14 protein-coding genes are annotated in these 15,930 nt (G+C 67.2%); 7 read left to right on the top strand and 7 right to left on the bottom strand.

What is annotated here, in order from left to right; genetic code table 11:
• The first annotated feature begins 41 nt into the window (after positions 1-41).
• From G8346_RS03065 to G8346_RS03050, 4 genes are read left to right on the top strand one after another with little or no spacing between them, the layout of a single operon-like run.
• The gene (locus G8346_RS03065) at positions 42-2,210 is read left to right on the top strand and encodes a winged helix-turn-helix domain-containing protein (RefSeq protein ID WP_166048120.1); all 2,169 of its coding nucleotides are present in this window, start codon (positions 42-44) and stop codon (positions 2,208-2,210) included.
• A 19-nt stretch (positions 2,211-2,229) separates the two neighbouring features.
• Positions 2,230-3,054: an amidohydrolase family protein gene (locus G8346_RS03060; protein WP_166048118.1), complete on the top strand. Its 825-nt coding sequence runs from the start codon at positions 2,230-2,232 to the stop codon at positions 3,052-3,054.
• On the top strand, positions 3,051-3,476 hold the full coding sequence (locus G8346_RS03055) for an HIT family protein (RefSeq protein WP_166048116.1): 426 nt from the start codon (positions 3,051-3,053) through the stop codon (positions 3,474-3,476). Before G8346_RS03060 ends, G8346_RS03055 begins: the two co-directional genes overlap by 4 nt.
• Positions 3,477-3,478: 2 nt before the next feature.
• Complete coding sequence (locus G8346_RS03050) at positions 3,479-5,260, top strand: glycoside hydrolase family 2 TIM barrel-domain containing protein (protein ID WP_166048115.1); 1,782 nt, start codon at positions 3,479-3,481, stop codon at positions 5,258-5,260.
• Here the strand turns inward: G8346_RS03050 and G8346_RS03045 are convergent.
• The 5 genes from G8346_RS03045 to G8346_RS03025 all read right to left on the bottom strand — a co-directional run bounded on the left by G8346_RS03045 (position 5,239) and on the right by G8346_RS03025 (position 10,923).
• Complete coding sequence (locus tag G8346_RS03045; RefSeq protein WP_166048113.1) at positions 5,239-6,150, bottom strand: aldose 1-epimerase; 912 nt, start codon at positions 6,148-6,150, stop codon at positions 5,239-5,241. The genes G8346_RS03050 and G8346_RS03045 overlap by 22 nt on opposite strands.
• Positions 6,147-7,181, bottom strand: coding sequence for a sodium:calcium antiporter (locus G8346_RS03040; RefSeq protein WP_166048111.1), 1,035 nt, complete (start codon positions 7,179-7,181; stop codon positions 6,147-6,149). Before G8346_RS03040 ends, G8346_RS03045 begins: the two co-directional genes overlap by 4 nt.
• 18 nt (positions 7,182-7,199) lie before the next feature.
• The gene (locus G8346_RS03035; protein ID WP_166048109.1) at positions 7,200-8,072 is read right to left on the bottom strand and encodes a neutral zinc metallopeptidase; all 873 of its coding nucleotides are present in this window, start codon (positions 8,070-8,072) and stop codon (positions 7,200-7,202) included.
• Positions 8,073-8,101: 29 nt separating this feature from the next.
• On the bottom strand, positions 8,102-9,484 hold the full coding sequence (gene mgtE / locus G8346_RS03030; RefSeq protein WP_166048107.1) for a magnesium transporter: 1,383 nt from the start codon (positions 9,482-9,484) through the stop codon (positions 8,102-8,104).
• Between the two features lie 173 nt (positions 9,485-9,657).
• A complete protein-coding gene (locus G8346_RS03025) occupies positions 9,658-10,923 on the bottom strand; it encodes an MgtC/SapB family protein (RefSeq protein WP_166048105.1) in 1,266 nt (421 codons plus the stop codon).
• A 97-nt stretch (positions 10,924-11,020) separates the two neighbouring features.
• On the opposite strand from G8346_RS03025, the gene G8346_RS03020 reads away from it, so the two are divergent.
• Positions 11,021-11,869 (top strand): alpha/beta fold hydrolase, encoded by an 849-nt coding sequence (locus G8346_RS03020; RefSeq protein WP_166048103.1) that lies wholly within the window; start codon positions 11,021-11,023, stop codon positions 11,867-11,869.
• Here the strand turns inward: G8346_RS03020 and G8346_RS03015 are convergent.
• Together G8346_RS03015 and G8346_RS03010 are read right to left on the bottom strand one after the other, a co-directional pair.
• A complete protein-coding gene (locus G8346_RS03015) occupies positions 11,832-12,344 on the bottom strand; it encodes a hypothetical protein (RefSeq protein ID WP_166048101.1) in 513 nt (170 codons plus the stop codon). The genes G8346_RS03020 and G8346_RS03015 overlap by 38 nt on opposite strands.
• Entirely contained in the window at positions 12,341-12,865 is a 525-nt protein-coding gene (locus G8346_RS03010) for a hypothetical protein (RefSeq protein WP_166048099.1), read from the bottom strand. Before G8346_RS03010 ends, G8346_RS03015 begins: the two co-directional genes overlap by 4 nt.
• Before the next feature lie 189 nt (positions 12,866-13,054).
• On the opposite strand from G8346_RS03010, the gene G8346_RS03005 reads away from it, so the two are divergent.
• Together G8346_RS03005 and G8346_RS03000 are read left to right on the top strand one after the other, a co-directional pair.
• Positions 13,055-15,469, top strand: a complete 2,415-nt coding sequence (locus G8346_RS03005; protein ID WP_166048097.1) for a fused MFS/spermidine synthase — start codon at positions 13,055-13,057, stop codon at positions 15,467-15,469.
• 101 nt (positions 15,470-15,570) lie between these two features.
• Complete coding sequence (locus tag G8346_RS03000; protein WP_166048095.1) at positions 15,571-15,930, top strand: PadR family transcriptional regulator; 360 nt, start codon at positions 15,571-15,573, stop codon at positions 15,928-15,930.

Raw genomic sequence — 15,930 nt, 5'->3', positions numbered from 1 at the left:
TTTTGTGCTGATGAATCCCTGATTCCGGTCCCTGAGGTCCCATGATGAGCCAAGCCGGCAGCAACATCCCGGCACTGCACGCCTTCGGTCACTGGCGCTTCGACGCCGGCACCGGCGACCTCAGCGACGGGACGACCAGCCTCCGCCTCGAGCCGCAGGTCGCCAGGCTGCTGCATTACTTTCTGTGCCACCAAGACACCCTGGTCAGCCGGGACGAACTGATTGCCGCGGTCTGGGACAACCGCATCGTCTCCGACGACGCCATCAATCGCTGCATCTCGATCCTGCGCAACAAACTGTCGCCGCATGACCGGAACGCCTATATCGAGACGGTGGTGCGGCGCGGCTTCATCAGCCACTTCCCGCCGCCTGTCGCGGCCGCGGTCGCGGCGGATACCGAGCCGCCGGCGATGGCGGCGGCTCCAGCGGAGGAGCGGCCTGCCCCGGCCCGTTTACCCCGCCGCAAAGCCTGGGTGCTCGGCGCGCTCGCCGGCGTGCTGGCGCTGGTGGTCGTCGGCGCCGTCAACATGTTCGGCGACAGCGAGCCCCCGGCGCGCGACATGGCGATGGCCGGCACGCCCATGGTCGCCGTGCTGCCGTTCATTTCCGCGGACATGGCGGGTGACAGCGAGTTCTTTGCCCGCGGCGTGCACGACGACTTGCTCACCCAGCTGGCCCAGCTCGAGTCGATCCGGGTGGTCTCGCGCACCTCGGTGGCCGAATATCGTGACGTAGAGCGCAACATTCGCCAGATCGGCCGTGAGCTCGGCGCCGATGCGATCCTCGAGGGCGGGGTGCAGCGCGTCGGCGACCAGATTCGCATCAACGTCCAGCTGATCGACGCCCGCTCCGACGCGCACATGTGGGCGCAGCAGTACGACCGCGCATTGACTCCCAGGAACATCTTCAGCATCCAGGCGGAGATCGCGCGCTCGATCGCCGCCGCGATGAATCGCACGCTGAGCCCCGAGGAGGCCACGCAGCTGAGCGTGCTTCCCACGGATAACATGGCGGCTTATCGCGCCTACCACGAGGCCATGGAGTTGCGCGAGACCCGCACCATCAGCGCGCCCGCTTACATCGCCGGCCTCGAGCGGGCCGTGGCGCTGGACCCGGGCTTTGTGCGCGCCTGGGCGGAACTGGCCGGGGCGCTCAGTTTCGCCAACATCCGCCAGCGCGATCCGGACCAGATCCTGCGGCTCGAGCGCATGCTGGAGCACATCCGGACGCTTGCGCCCCAGTCATGGGAATACCTGCTGGCGCAAAGCTATTACACCTACTACATCCTCAAGGATCACGATCGCGCCTTCGCGTTGGTCAGCGCGGCGCACGCGCTGCGACCGAGCGACGTGCACATACTGGAATTGCAGTCCTGGATCCAGCGTCGCCAGGGCGATATCACCGGCGGCATCGAGTCCATCCGGAAGGTGCGGATGCTGGATCCTCGCAGCACCTACTGGACCAACCGGCTCGTCTACAACCTGGCATTGGCCCACCGCTACGATGAAGCCATGGACGAGATCGAGAGGGCCGGAGTGGAAACCTACGGCACGGCCTGGATACGCAGCCTGCTGCGCATGCAGGAACACCGTGATCCGCGCCTGCTGGTGACGGAGGTGGCGGCCGTGCACCGGGACTACGGCGCAGAAGCGACGCCCTTTAACCTTTGGGAAGCACACATCATGGCGCGAGACTATGCTGGCGCCAATGCCCTCCTCGACGCCTTCGAAGCGGGCGAGCTTGCGAGCCAGTCCTGGCGTTTCATCGGCGTGCCCGATGCCCTGCTGGCCCGTGTCATCACCTACTGGCTGCAGCACGGGTTCGATCCCACGCATCCTCTCGCCGCCGAGACGCGGGCGCGCCTGCAAGCCGGGCAGGATACGGGACTCGGCGGCTTCAGCGGCAATGCCTACCTCGCCAGGGCCTTGCTCGCCGCCGCCGAGGGGCGCAAGGACGAGAGCGAGCGCTTGACCAGGACCTGGCTGCGCGCAGCCAACGACGACCTGGCGGAACTGGTCATGCAGCGCCATTACGCCTGCCGCGCGCTCGGCATGGCGGCAGCGGTGGCTGCAGCAGTCGATTGCCTGCGCGCAGCCTTCGTCGAGCCCAGCCAGGCCATGCCGTTCATCGAGCCGTTCCTGCCCTATTACGACTCGATGCGCGACGACGCGCAGTTTATCGCATTGCTTGCAGACTTCGAGCGCGGCTAATCCGCGTTAACATAGACGCATGCTGATCGACTGCCATGTACACCTGAACACCTACGACGAGAACCGCCAACGCACCGTCGACGATGCCCTGGCCGAGCTCTATGCCGCCATGGAGGAGAACGGCGTAGACCATGCGGTGGTGCTGACCTCTTACAAGGTCAACGCGCAGCGACCGCACGTCGACGAAGTGATCCGCGCCGTCGACGGTGATCCGCGCATCACCATCATCGAGGGGCTGCGCTGGCGCGACCCTGAGGAGCGCACCGACCTCTTCAACCTGGAGGAGCGCATCCGCGACGGCCTGGTGAAGGGCATCAAGCTCTACCCCGGCTATGACCGCTACGCCATCAACGACCCATCGCTGGAGAGCGTCTTTCGCATCGCGGCGAAATACGACGTGCCGGTGATGATCCATTGCGGCGACACCTACTCCAAGCACGCCAAGGTCAGGCAGGCGCATCCGCTGCTGGTGGACGACGTCGCGGTGGATTACCCGGACGTGAGATTCGTCATCTGCCACCTCGGCAACCCGTGGTTCCAGGACGCCGCCGAGGTGCTGTACAAGAACGACAACGTCCTGGCCGACATCTCCGGCCTGACGCTGGGCGACTTCCACTACGAGTTCGAGCGTTACATGGTGCAGCGGGTACGCGACATGATCAGCTACATGGGTGATCCCGGGAAGCAGCTCATGTACGGCACGGACTGGCCGCTCGCCGGGATGCCCACCTACCGGCGCTTCTTCGACAGCCTTGAGCTGGCGGACGAAGCGAAAGAAGGCATCGCGTGGCGCAATGCCGCCCGGCTGTTCAAGATCGACGTCGGCGACGCGGGAACGGCTTGAGCAGCGCCTTCGAGATCCATCCCCAGCTGCTGGCCGACTGCCACGAGGTCGGCCGCTTATCCCTCAGTCACGTCCTGCTGCACCGGAACGCGAGCCTGCCCTGGCTGATACTGGTGCCGGAAGTGGGCGCCGATGTACGCGAGCTTTATGAGCTGGATGCGCACAGTCGCCAGGCGCTCGACACCGAGATCGACACGCTGGCCCGTTACCTGAAGCAGTCGCTCGGCGCGCAGAAGATCAACGTAGCGGCCATCGGCAACCTGGTGCCGCAACTGCACGTCCACGTCGTGGGGCGCCACCCCGGCGATCCGTGCTGGCCGGGCGTGGTGTGGGGCAGCCTGCCGCCGGGCCCTGCCTGGGACCCGGAGAAGACCAGGGAAATCGCCGGCTTTATTGCAGCAGCAGCGCTGCATAGCGGATGACCATGCGTGCAATTGCCCTCTTCCTGCTCTTGGGCAGCCTGGCGTTGCTGCCGTCTGTTGCGTCCGCACAGGCCATCCCGGTGGAACTGCGGGAGACCGAAGAGGGCTGGCAATTGCTGCGCGGCGGCGAGCCGTACTTCATTCGCGGCGCCGGCGGGGCCGGCTCATTGCAGCAACTCGCAGCGGCCGGCGCAAATTCCGTGCGCACCTGGGGCGCGGACGACCTCGACGCCCTGCTCGACGAGGCGCATGCGCTCGGCATGACGGTGACCGTCGGCATCTGGCTGGGCCACGAGCGCCACGGCTTCGATTACGGCGACCCCGAGCAGGTCGCGCAGCAACTCGAGCGCGCCCGCCAGGCCGTGCTGCGTTACCGCGATCACCCGGCGCTGCTGCTGTGGGGCATCGGCAACGAGATGGAGGGCTTCGGCGAGGGCGACGATCCCCGCATCTGGGCCGCGGTGAATGAAGTCGCCGCCATGGTCAAGGAACTCGACCCGCTGCACCCGACCATGACGGTGACGGCGGAGATCGGCGGGGAGCGGGTGAAGAGCGTGCGCGGCCTCTCCGCCATCGATATTCACGGCATCAATTCCTATGGTGGTGCACCGTCCCTGCCCGAGCGCTACCACGAGGCCGGCGGCACCAAACCCTATGTGCTCACGGAGTTCGGCCCCATCGGCCCCTGGGAGGCGGGCAAGACCGCGTGGGGCGCGCCCATCGAGCAGACCAGCAGCGAAAAGGCCGCCTTCTACCGCCATGCCTACACGCAGGCCGTGGCCGGCGCGCCCGGTCTCGCGCTAGGCGCCTACGCTTTCAACTGGGGCGCCAAGATGGAAGGCACCAGCACGTGGTTCGGCATGTTCCTCGAGGACGGCGCGAAGCTCGGCGCTATCGATGCCATGACCGAGCTGTGGTCGGGCGCGGCACCGCAGGACCGCGCGCCGACCGTGGCGCCGCTGGTGCTGGTTGGCGATGCCGAGGTGGACCCGGGCGCGCGCGTGCGCGTCACCGCCGCGATCGAGGATCCTGAAGGCGGGCCGCTGCGCGCACGCTGGGCGCTGCGGCAGGAATCCGGGGACTACCTGACCGGCGGTGATTTTCGGCCCGTGCTGCCGGATATCGAAGACGCCATCCTCGAGAGCGGCGTCGAGGGCGCAGCGGTGCGCATGCCGCGCGAGCCGGGCGCTTACCGGCTTTTCCTCTACGCCTACGACGAGAACGGCAACGCAGCCACGGCCAACCTGCCACTGCGGGTCAAAGGCGAGGTGCGCACGCAGCTGCCGTTCTTCGTCTACCACGACGGCTTCGAGGGCATGCCCTGGGCGCCCTCCGGCTGGATGGGCGGCACCGAGTCGCTGACGCTGGACGGCGCCCACGCCGAGAACTGTCATGCCGGCAAGGCCTGCATCAAGCTGCGTTACAGCGGCGAGTTCGGCTGGGCGGGGGTGGCCTGGCAGCATCCCCCCAACAACTGGGGCGACCAGGACGGCGGCTATGACCTCACGGGCGCCACGCATCTCGAGTTGTGGGCGCGCGGTGAATTCGGCGGCGAGCAGGTCGGCTTCGGCGTCGGGCTCCTCGGCGCAGACGCCGCGCATCCGGATTCGGGCCAGGCGAAAGTCGAGGGGATCGTGCTCGAGCAGGAATGGCGCCGCTATCGCATCCCGCTGAAAAAGGTCGACCTGTCGAGCCTCAAGACCGGCTTCGTCGTGACCCTGACCGGGCAACGCAGCTCAGTCACGGTTTACCTGGACAGCATTCAGTTCGTGCGGAAGCGGTAGGTCGCCGACCAGCTGACGGTCTCGCCCGGCTCGAGGGCCGCGCGCATGAAGACCTCCGGGCAGAAGCCGTCTTCTGCAGCGTACAGGGCAAGGCGGTGCGGCGTGAATTCGGCCTGGTAGTGCACCAGGACGGCGCCATCGACCTGGACCGTGAACGTGTTCGCAGCGGCCGGCACGCCGACGAGGTCGCCGGCGTAGTAGGCGGCGCCGCCGGGCGCGAGCGGCGCCTGCATGTGGAGCGAACGCGGCGCATGCCGGAAGGCGGTCTCGGCCTGCGGCAGGTCGAAGCCGGTGACCACTGCGTACCCCGGACCGACCGCCGCGCCATCCAGCCGGAACCAGTGGTGGTTGTAGTGCTCGAAGGTCCAAGCCGTGGGGCCGGTGTTGGTCAGCTCATAGTGGATGGTGAGACCGTCCGCGCCGGCCAGCGCGTAGGACTTGCGGTAAAGGTACTGCCAGGGGCCGTCGCCCTCAGAGCGCTGGCTGACTGAGAGCGATGCGGCACCGGGTGTCGTCTCGACGGGGAACAACTGGTCCACGGGATAGGGATGCGCAAACTGGTAGCTCGCGGCCGTGTCGCGCAACAGCCGCCCCACCCCGATCTTGAGGAAGGTCTCGCCGATGCCCGCAGTTTCATAGCCGAGCACGCCATCGCCGAAGAGACCGAACTCGTCGCTGAGCCCCCACGGACCGAGCAGCTCGACGCCATCCAGCTGCACGCTGCGCACCACGGCGGTGCGATCGAAGCGCGGCCCGAACTCAGCCGCGTCACCGTCCGTCGCCGCATCGATCTGGATGCGCAACGGGCCTTCAGCGAGCGTATGCACTTCAGCCGCCGCGGCCTGGCCGAAGATCAACAACGCCGCGAGGGCCTTGCAGGCGGTCCTCATGAGAACACCAGGTACGCCACCATCCCGGCGTAGAGCAGCAGTACGATGGAGCCCTCGAAGCCGATGTTGGCGATGCCGCGCCTCTGGCGCCGCAACAGGCCCAGCAGCAGCACCGTGGTCATGAGTATGGTCACGGCCATGAGGAACATGGGCCGGTCGGGAAGCGCGTGATACACCGAACCTTCGCGGTAGGCGAGGTCGCTGATGGGAATCAGGAGGGCGTCGAAGGCGTTGCCGCCGATGACGCCGCCGACTGCCAGGGTGAGCGCGCCCCGGCGCACGGCGGCGATCGCGACCACCAGCTCCGCGCAGGAGGTGGTGAAGCCGGTGAACATCACGCCGACCAGGCTGCTCGAGAGCCCGGTCTTCTCCGTGAGCGTGATACCGCTTTGCGCTACCACGTAGCCCGCGACCGCGACAGTCAGCGCGGCGCCGGCGAAGCGCAGCCATAACCCTGCCAGCGAGGCGCGGACGTTCCGCGCCTCCGGCTCGTCCGGAACGGTCTCCCTGGTCTCCGCGGGATACCAGGCCGGATCGTCACGGTGGCGTGCCGCCATCCGCTGCACCAGCAGGTAGATCACGAACAGCGCCGGCGTAGCCGGGTGAATCGCCCACAGCGCCATCTCGGGCCCGGTCGCGGCCAGCAGCGACGTAGCGAGCAGCATGATGAGCAGCGTGGCGCTGAACAGGTTGGTCAGCGACGCCGCGGCATGCTCGAGATTGGCGCGCCGGTAGGCGATGTCCGCCATGACCAGGAACACTGTCTGCACCGCGATACCGCCCAGGGCGTTGCTCACGGCGAGCTCGGCGTGCCCCGAGGCGGCGGCGGAGGCCGAGACGACGATATCCGGCAACGACGTGGTGGCGCCCAGCATCAGTCCGCCGCTGATTGCTTCGCCCAGGCGCGTCCGGTCGGCAAGCCGGTCGACCACCCCGGTGAGTATCGTGCCGACCACGGCGATCACCACGCCGGAGAGCAGGAATGCGGCGCCGATCCACGGCAGCGCCAGTTGTTGAAAAAAACTTTCCACGCTGCGGGCGGAGCCCCGTCAAAGCCGCTCGTAGGCCGGTTCGAAGGTGTCGCCTTCCTCGACCCGGCCGCTCTCCAGGCCGCGCTTGAACCAGCGCATACGCTGCTCGGAACTGCCGTGAGTGAAGGCATGGGGCGCGATCCGGCCCTGGGTGCGCTGCTGGATGGCGTCGTCGCCGATCTGGTTCGCGGCGCGCATCGCCTCTTCGATGTCGCCGTGCTCCAGGTACTGGTGGTTGTGGTGGGCCCACACGCCGGCCAGGTAGTCGGCCTGGAGTTCCAGGCGCACGGAGTTCTGGTTGTACTCGGGGCGGCCACGCAGCGCGGCGACCTGCTCGGAGATGCCGAGCAGGTTCTGCACGTGGTGGCCGACCTCGTGGGCGATGACGTAGGCCTGGGCGAAATCGCCCGGCGCATCGAAAGCCCGCGCCAGCTCATCGTAGAACGTCAGGTCGATGTAGATCTTGCGGTCCGCCGGGCAGTAGAACGGTCCCATGCGCGCATCGCCCATGCCGCAGGCGGTGGGGTACTGGCCGCTGTAGATCACCAGCCCGGGCTCGACGTACTGCCGGCCGATACGCTCGAACTCCCGCGCCCACACGTCTTCGGTGTCGGCCAGCACGACGCGCACGAACTCGAAGCGCTCCTGCTCTTCCGGGCTCGGCTGGTAAGCCGTCTCCTGCACCTGGCCGCCGCCCATGAGCGCAGCAGGATCCAGCAGGCCCATCTGCCAGCCGATGAAACCGAGCACCACCAGCACCAGGATGCCCTTGATGCCGAAGGTCCGGCCGACCAGGTTGAGGATCATGCCCAACCCGCCGGCGCCCGCCGCCACGCGCCGGCCGCGCGCGTCCTCGACATTCGTGCTGCCGCGACGACCTTTCCATTTCATGCCATGACTCCCACTTGCGCCCGACGGCCTCAGAGCAGAACCAGCGACGCCAACCCGAGGAACGCGAAGAACCCCACCACGTCGGTCACCGTGGTAACGAAGGGCCCCGATGCCAGCGCAGGATCGACGCCCAGCTTGTCGAGCGCCAGCGGCAGCACGATACCGGCGAAGGCCGCCGCCGCCAGGGTCAACATCATGGCCATGGCGATGACCGCCGCGAGCATCGGGACGCCGAACCAGTACGCGACGACCAGGGACATGATCATGCCGAAGGCGCCGCCGTTCAGCACGCCGACCACGACCTCGCGCCATAGCACGCGCCGTGCATTCTGGCCGGTCAACTCCCTCGTGGCCAGGGCGCGCACGGCCACGGTCATCGACTGCGTGCCGGCATTGCCGCCCATCGAGGCCACGATCGGCATCAGCACCGCCAGCGCCACCATCGCCTCGAGCTCTTCCTCGAACAACGAGATCACGAAGGAAGCGAAGATTGCTGTCAGCAGGTTGATGAACAACCATATGAAGCGCCCGCGCGTGGTGTCCCAGATGCGGTCGCTGAGCGAGCTCTCCTCGCTGACGCCGGCCAGGCGCAGGATGTCCTCTTCCAGCTCCTCGTCGAGCACGTTCATAGCGTCGTCGATGGTGATCACCCCGACGAGCTGCCCGGACTCGTCGGTGACGGGCATCGAGATCAGGTGGTACTTGTTGAACAGGTGTGCCACCTCGGCCTCGTCTTCCGCCGCTTTCACGGTGCGGAAGCTCTCCTCGGTGATGTCTTTCAGCAGCACGTCGCGCCGCGAGGCCAGCACCCGCCCGAGCGTGGCGTAGCCCGTAGGATGGCCGTCGGGATCGACCAGGATGATGTGATAGAACTGGTCGGGCAGCCACTCGGCGGAGCGCAGGTAGTCGATCATCTCGCCGACGCTGAAATGCTCGGGGGCGGTGACCGTCTCCACCTGCATCAGGCGGCCGGCCGAGCCCTCCGGCCAGGCCATGGCGCTCTGCACCGCCTCGCGGTCCTCGCTCTCCAGCGAGTCGAGAATGAAGTCGCGCTCGGGCTGCTCGAGGTCCTCGAGGATGTCCACCAGGTCGTCCGAGTCGAGCTCCCGCACCGCCTCGGCCAGCACCTCCGGCGGCAGGACCTCGATGACTTCCTCGCGGATCGACTCGTCGATCTCGGAGAGGATGTCGCCTTCGAATTCCGAGGCGTAGAGCCGGAGAAAAGTTGTCCGCTGCTCCGAGTCGAGCTGCTCGAGGAGGTCGGCGATGTCCGCCGGATGGACGGGCTCGAGCGCCGTCTTCAGCGCGAGCGCGTCCTCCGCCGCGATGGCGGCACGGATCACCTGCCACTGCTCGGGGGTGATTTCCTCGAGGACTTCGGCGACGTCCTCGCTGTGCTCCGGCTGCTGCATCGGGGGGCTCCCTTATACTCGGCGTGGCCCCGATATCTTACGCGGAGTGCCGTGGCGAAAGCTCAGCCTGCCTCCCTCAGGGTCGCCAGTTTCTCCCGCGCACGCTGCGTAGACCAGGGCCAGGGCGTAATTGGCAATGCAGGCCGGCCGGGCTGTCCCAGGACGAGAATCCCCTACCAGACCCAGAGCCACACCGTCAGCAGACCAGCACCGGCAGCAACCAGCAGCGGCAGGCCTACATACATGCCGATCCTGCGCCCGCCGATAAAGGTGGCCATGCCGCCCTTGACGAGGCTGTTCACCGCTGCGGCGATGACGATTCCGGTGGCCGCGATCGGCAGCGCCAGGTCGTCCTGGGTCATGCGCGCCAGGGAGAGCGTGATGGCGTCGACGTCCGCGACACCGGAGGCCGCGGCGAGCGCCAGCACGCCGCCCGCCCCGAACCAGTGACGCAAGGCCTTGCCGAGCAGCATGACGAGCGCCAGCAGGACGCCGAAGCCGAGTGCGGTGCGTAGCTCGAGCGGGTTCTTCAGCAATGCGTCCGAGTCCACGTTGTCGCTGGATGAACCGCGCCAGTAGGCGGCCGCCGGCCCGTAGGCCATCAGCGCCATCACCGCGGCAGGCAGCACCAGCAGCTGGAACAGGCCGGGATTGAGCACGCTGGCGACCAGCAGCATGCGCGGGAACATGGTGCCGCAGGCGAGCAGGATGCCGGTGGCCAGGATCGGCGCCGCACTGGACTTGCGCCGGCACATGCGGGAAAAGTGCAGCGTCACGGCGGTGGAGGACGCCAGCCCGCCGAACAGGCCAGTGAACACGGTGCCGCGGCGGGCGCCGGCCACCTTGATGGCGACATAACCGGCGAAGGAGATCAACGCGATCAGCACCACCATCCACCAGATGGCGTACGGATTGAGCGCCTGCCACGGCCCGAACCCCTGGTTGGGCAATATCGGCAGCAGCACCACCGAGATCAGCAGCAGCTTGATCGCGGCCTGCAGCTCACCCGCCTCGAGGCTGCCGACCCAGCGGTGCAGCACCGGCTTGTGGCTCAACAGCAGCGTCGTCACGACCCCGCCGGCCGCGGCAAGCGCGACCTCGCCCGTGGCGGCCAGGGCGCCGAAAGCGAAAGTGAGCAGTCCGGCGACCAGGCTGGTGATGCCGACGTCGTCGTCGCCCTGCTGCTGGTTGACCACGTAGACGGCGGCGAGCGCACCCGCCAGCCCGATAAACGCCAGCCCCAGCACGAGCGTGCCGCGTTGCTCCGCCAGCAAGGCCAGGACGCCGCCCATCAGCCCAATCAGCCCGTAGGTACGGACCCCGGCGATGCGCCGGCCCTCCCCGGCCTCGCGCTCATGCCAGCCGCGCTCGATGCCGATCAGCAGGCCGATCGCCAGCGCCACGCCGAGGTAATAGAAGGCAAGCTGCGCCTCGCTCATGCCACAAATATAGTCGGCCCAGGCGGATGCCGTAGCAGGCACACCTGTCCCGTGGCAGACTCGGGAGCCACGGCAACGCCAGCCCGCGAGGTTCGTCGTGCACAGCATCGCGCCGCGCCGCCACTTCGATCACCGCGGCCTCACGCTCTCCTACCTGGACTCCGCGCCGGGAGACGGGACACGGCCGACGGTACTCCTGCTGCACGGCTTTCCCGACGAGGCGAGACTGTGGTCGGAACAGGTTTCCGCCCTGCATGCGGCGGGCTACCGTTGCATAGCGCCGGACACCGTCGGTTGCGGCGAGTCCGACATCGCGCCCCGGCTGGGCGACTACCGCGCCCTCGAGATCGTGCGCGATCACGTCGCGCTGCTGGACGAACTGGGCATCGACCGGGCCCACGTGGTCGGTCACGACTGGGGGTCGGTGCTGGCCTGGCTGCTCGCGGGACACTTCCCCGACCGAGTCCGGAGCCTCGCCGTGCTCGGCGTCGGCCATCCCACCGCCTACGCCCGCGCCGGCCTGAAACAGAAGCTGCTGGCCTGGTACACCTATTACTTCCTGCTCGCCGGGATCAGCGACCGGCTGCTCCAGGGCGACAGTCCGCTCAGCCTCACCCGCTACTTCCAGCATCCGCGCAAGCAGCAGGTGCTCGAGCGACTGCGTCGCCCCGGCCGCATGACCGCGGCGCTGCGCATCTACCGCGCCAATGTGGCGACTATCCTCCTGCAGAAGCAGCCAAAGCCGAGCGCGCCGACCCTGGGCATCTGGGCCGAGGGCGATCGCTTCCTGCTCGAGTCGCAGATGACCCGTTCAGCGCAGTGGGTGGACGGGCCGTGGCGCTACCAGCGCTTTCCCGGCGACCACTGGACGCCGATCGGGCAGGCGGAACACCTGAACGAAGTTTTGCTCAAGCATCTTGAGCTCGCTCGCGCAGCCAGTCGTTGATCGCGTTCGCCAGCATGCCGGAGCCGCCGCCGGACACCGCCCAGAGCGTGAGCGGCACCCGGGTCGCCGGGCGGGTGTTGTTGAATACCAGGCTGACGGTGCTGGTCGGCCGGTTCGTGCCGCCATCGTGGTCACGGCGATCCTGGCGCTGCTCGACCTCGGCGCCGTCGAGGTGCTCGAGGGGAAAGTCGTGCGTGCGGCGCTCGAGCCACGAAGTGCGCAGCAGGTACACCTTGCCGTCGCGAGCGTTGAGCTGCAATCGGGTGCGCTGGGTGATGAAGTAGCCGCCCACGGCCACGATGGCGCCGATCACCAGCCCCGTGCCGAGCGCATTGAGGAACTCGCCGCCCAGCAGCAGCGCCAGCGTGAACAGCCCGCCGAACAGCGCGATCGGGCCCAGCATGAACCAGAGGATGAATTTCGGCAGCTCGATCAGGAGTTCGAGCTCCTCCGGGGTGTTGGTGACGACTTTCATGGCCTCGACTCTCCTGCATCGCTGGCTTCTTGTCGCGTGTCGGGGTCCGTCCCCAGCCACGCATTGATCCGCCCGGACGCCCACAGCAGGTCCTCGGGGCGGGGTCGGAACGGGTCGAGGCGCACGCGGCGCGGCTTGCCGGCATCGGCCAGCACCAGCGCGAGGGTCGGCTGCGCAGCGCTGTGGCCCTCTTCGTAGCGGGTGTCGACCTCAACGCGCAGCAGGTCGCCGAGCGGGTAAGTCGTCTCGGTTTCGCCGAACACCGTGCTGGCGGTGACGCGCACCACTCCGGTGCCGCGATCCAGCACCAGCCGGAAGCGGCGGAAGACGCGCGTGAGGACAAACCAGGACAATGCGGCCAGCATCGCCAGCGCGACCAGTGCCCCCTGGACGGCGCCCTCGAACAGCGCCCGCACGAGTCCGATCACGAGGACGAAGCACACCGCGCCGAGCCCGATCACCCACTGGGCGGGCACGTGCTCGAGCTCGATGCGACCGGCGTCCTGGTGCGAGAGGTTCATGTACCGGTTAACGCACTGCAGGCGGAAATCCCGCCATTCCCATTTCCTGCCCGTGGCCATCGCTCCACTAGGGGTTGTTGCGAATTCCCGACGGCACGTTTTCCGTGGGTAATATGGCCGCTCGCCCACGCGTGTCGTGCCTGCCGTTGCAGGCCTGGCGCCGGTACAGCCAACCCAGCCCGAGGGCTCATGCTGATGGTTCTGAACCTGAGTAACAGGCTGCTCTTCACGGCCATTTTCATCTCGGGCGCCTCCGCCCTGATCTACCAGCTGATCTGGGTGCGCCTGCTGGGCCTGGTTTTCGGTGTCAGCAGCTTCGCCGTCGCCACGGTGGTCGCGGTGTTCCTGCTGGGCCTGGGCCTGGGCAGTTATTTCTTCGGCCGCTGGTCGGAGCGCATCCGCGACCCGTTGCGGGTCTACCTGTACGTGGAAATCGGCATCGCGGCCACTTCGCTGCTGGCCTACGTGGTCATCGAGGCGCTGCCGGTCTACCGCTACCTCTACGAGTACGCCTACAACAACCTCGGCTTCTACGGGCTCTCCGTCGCACGCCTCCTCTTGTCGACGCTGGTGCTGCTGCCGCCGGTGTTCCTGATCGGCGGCACCATGCCGTTGCTCGCCAAGTACTTCCTGCGCAACCCGGAGAACCTCGGCTCCAGCTTCAGCAAGCTGTATTACCTCAACACCCTGGGGGCCAGTGCCGGCGTACTGCTGACCGGTTTCGTGTTCGTGCGCCTGTTCGGCGTCATCGGCACGCTGATGATCGCCATCGGCGGCAACCTGCTCGTGGCCCTGATCGTGGCGCTGAGCAAGCGCGGCTCGCAGGCTGTCCAGCCCGTTCCTGCCGGGCAGGCGCCTTACACGTACATGCTGGCCTTCCTGTTTCTCACCGGCTTCATCAGCCTGGGCTACGAGATGCTGTGGGTGCGCATCCTGTCCACCTACGGGCTGTCGACCTCGCAGGCCTTCGCGCTCATCCTGGCCGGGTTCCTGCTCGGGTTCTCCGTCGGCGCCTGGTTCGTCGCGCGCACCGTGGACCGCCGCCAGGATCTCGAGGCCTGGTTCAGCGCCGTCTGCATCGTCACGGCCTTCAGCGGCGCCGTCGTGCTGCTGATATTCCGCCAGTTCGAGGCGCTGACCCTCCTGCTCGCGGACGCGACGCCGGCGAGCCAGCTGACGCTCGGCATGGCGCTCGCCTTCACGGTGTCGTTCATCCCCGCCGTCTTCATGGGAATCCTGTTCCCGCTCGGCGTGCGCATCTATGCCCACGACGTGGACCGCATCGGGGCCAAGGCCGGCAACACCTTTTTCTCCAACACGCTTGGCTGCGTGCTGGGCAGCCTGCTGACGGGATTCGTGCTCATCCCCTTTGTCGGCATGTGGAACACCACGCTGATCCTGGTCAACCTGAGCCTGCTGATCGCCCTGGCCTTCCTGCTGCGGGGCCGGCGTCCGGCGCGCCTGCAGTGGGCCTCGCTGCTGGTGGTCGCCGTCGTCGCCAACCTGCTCGTGTTCGCCGACAGCAAGACTTTCCATGCCGAGCTCAAGGGCCGCGACATGCGCGCGGCAGCCGGTGGTTTCGAGGTGATCTACTACGCCGAGGGCCTGTCCGGCACCGTGAGCGCGGTCGAGCGCGGCGATTACCGCGGCCTGTTCGTCGATGGCCAGAACGTGTCCGGCACGGATATCGTGCTGCTGGCCGACTCGCGGATGCTGGCTCACGTGCCGCTGCTGCTGGCCAAGGAGCCCGGGTCGGCACTGACCGTGGGCTACGGCACCGGAACCACCTCGGGCAGCATGCTGCTGCACGAAGTCGACGTGTACGCGGTCGAGATCGAGGAGAAGATCATCGAGGCCGCGCCGCTGTTCAGCTCAGTCAACTACGATTCCTACGCGGATCCCAATCTCAACATCGTGCTCGACGACGCGCGCAATTACATCGCCACGACCGAACAGGAATTCGATGTCATCGTCACCGACGTCACCAACCTCAAGTACAAGCGCAATCCCTACCTCTATACGCGTGAATATTTCGAGATCATGCGCGACGCGCTCAGCCCCACCGGGGTCGCGGCGGCCTGGCTGCCGGTCGGAGGCTTGTCCTTCAACGACCTCAAGACGCTCATCGCCACGTTCGATGCGGTCTTCCCGCACACCACCGCCTGGTATTTCACCCAGTTCCCGACGCATTTCATCATCCTGGTGGGCACGCCGGAGCGGACGCTGGTGGACCTGCCCGAACTGAGGGCCAAGATGGTCCAGGTCGCGCCGGACCTGCGCACCCTGGACATCGACAGCGTCTACGAGCTCGCCAGCATGCTGCTGCTGGGCGAGAACGACGTCGACCTGCTGGTGGCCGGCCAGGCGCTGCATACCGACAACCGGCCGATCCTCGAGTACTCGGACATGGACCTCTACAACGTCGAGGACGTGGCGCCCAACCTCGGGCGGCTGTTGGAGTTCCAGCAGGAAGACCTGCTCGAGTACTTCAGCGGCTCAGCGGGCGAGCTCACCGCGCTGGAAAACCACTTCAAGAAGTACACGCGGCACTACCGCGACTATATCCGGGTTTACGAGGAGCAGATGCGCGCCCAGGATTTCTGAGGCACGGCAGGCCCCTGCTCCCGGGCCCCAGCCCAGAGGCGCTGTTCTCCGCCCTATACATAGTATTGCTATGTATAGGGCTTCAAGGTAAAGTCCGCGCCATGGACATCAACAAGGACTTGGTCGCCGCCTCCTCCACGCCGATCGTGCTTGCCATCCTGGCCGAATCCGACAGCTACGGTTACGCCATCCTGCAGCGGGTGCGCGAGCTCTCGGCCGGACGCATGGAGTGGACGGACGGGATGCTCTATCCCGTCCTGCACCGGCTGGAACGCCTGGGCTACATCAAGTCGCGCTGGGCCGTCGCCGAGACCGGCCGCCGCCGCAAGTACTACTCCATCACCGCCGACGGGCGGACCCAGCTTGCCGAAGAACGCCGCCAGTGGCAGGCGGTCGACGCCACGCTGCGCGGCCTGTGGCGCTCCATCGCGGTCGACCCTCCTCTACCTCAAGGAACCTGA

It is taken from the genome of Thioalkalivibrio sp. XN279, from assembly GCF_011089885.1.
In the GTDB taxonomy this organism is placed as follows: Bacteria; Pseudomonadota; Gammaproteobacteria; order Steroidobacterales; family XN24; genus XN24.
Note: the sequence above shows the minus strand (reverse complement) of the source record. Positions and strands in the feature narration are given on the sequence as shown.

Excerpts from the sequence above, each read along its gene's own strand:
- G8346_RS03065 (WP_166048120.1), top strand. The coding sequence starts at position 42 with ATGATGAGCCAAGCCGGCAGCAACATCCCGGCACTGCACGCCTTCGGT.
- G8346_RS03060 (WP_166048118.1), top strand. The coding sequence starts at position 2,230 with ATGCTGATCGACTGCCATGTACACCTGAACACCTACGACGAGAACCGC.
- G8346_RS03050 (WP_166048115.1), top strand. The coding sequence starts at position 3,479 with ATGCGTGCAATTGCCCTCTTCCTGCTCTTGGGCAGCCTGGCGTTGCTG.
- G8346_RS03045 (WP_166048113.1), bottom strand. The coding sequence starts at position 6,150 with ATGAGGACCGCCTGCAAGGCCCTCGCGGCGTTGTTGATCTTCGGCCAG.
- G8346_RS03035 (WP_166048109.1), bottom strand. The coding sequence starts at position 8,072 with ATGAAATGGAAAGGTCGTCGCGGCAGCACGAATGTCGAGGACGCGCGC.
- mgtE (WP_166048107.1), bottom strand. The coding sequence starts at position 9,484 with ATGCAGCAGCCGGAGCACAGCGAGGACGTCGCCGAAGTCCTCGAGGAA.
- G8346_RS03025 (WP_166048105.1), bottom strand. The coding sequence starts at position 10,923 with ATGAGCGAGGCGCAGCTTGCCTTCTATTACCTCGGCGTGGCGCTGGCG.
- G8346_RS03015 (WP_166048101.1), bottom strand. The coding sequence starts at position 12,344 with ATGAAAGTCGTCACCAACACCCCGGAGGAGCTCGAACTCCTGATCGAG.
- G8346_RS03010 (WP_166048099.1), bottom strand. The coding sequence starts at position 12,865 with ATGAACCTCTCGCACCAGGACGCCGGTCGCATCGAGCTCGAGCACGTG.
- G8346_RS03005 (WP_166048097.1), top strand. The coding sequence starts at position 13,055 with ATGCTGATGGTTCTGAACCTGAGTAACAGGCTGCTCTTCACGGCCATT.
- G8346_RS03000 (WP_166048095.1), top strand. The coding sequence starts at position 15,571 with ATGGACATCAACAAGGACTTGGTCGCCGCCTCCTCCACGCCGATCGTG.